A 608-nucleotide genomic window follows, 5' to 3' on the forward strand; every position below is an offset into this window, starting at 1 on the left:
TTAGGAAAAGAAGAGGAAAAACAAACCGGTTTCTTCCTCTATACTTACGGAAACACAGGAACCTTATCTTCTGAACGCGGACCTCTCAAATATGGTTATGGTGCTGATATCCGCTATGCTGCTCTCCAAGCCGGTGTCACATTAGCAGCAATTGAAGGGCAAAATACCACGATACATTTCGGTCTTGTAGGCACCTATGGGCGGCTGTCTTTCACTCCAAAGGATATGGATGATGCAAGTAAGAGCACATTGGATAAATGGTCACTAACAGCTTATGGCAGCGTACAGCATAACAATGGTTTCTATATGGATACACTGCTATCCTATGGGATAATAAAAGGAGATATCGGCAATGCCATCAGAGGAAATACCGCAAAATTGCAAAATGCCAAAATGTTGAGTATCTCCACCACTGTTGGCAAAGAATTTGCAACCGGAATGGAAGGTTTAACCTTCGAGCCACAAGCACAAATTGCTTATCAACATTTGATGTTTAACACCATTGAAGATGCTGATAATTTTACCGTTGATATGAACAATCCTTCTCAATGGTTAATCCGTGTTGGTGGACGTTTGACAAAAACCATTTCCACTGAGAACAACCGTCC

At 41.8% G+C, this 608-nt stretch carries 1 protein-coding gene; it reads left to right on the forward strand.

Annotated features, from left to right (window positions below; genetic code table 11):
- Nucleotides 1-608 (forward strand): autotransporter domain-containing protein (locus ACFIJL_RS09800; protein ID WP_375624542.1); only part of this gene is annotated, 608 nt, incomplete at both ends.

Source organism: Bartonella sp. TT119HLJHH, from assembly GCF_042193385.1.
Lineage (GTDB): Bacteria > Pseudomonadota > Alphaproteobacteria > Rhizobiales > Rhizobiaceae > Bartonella.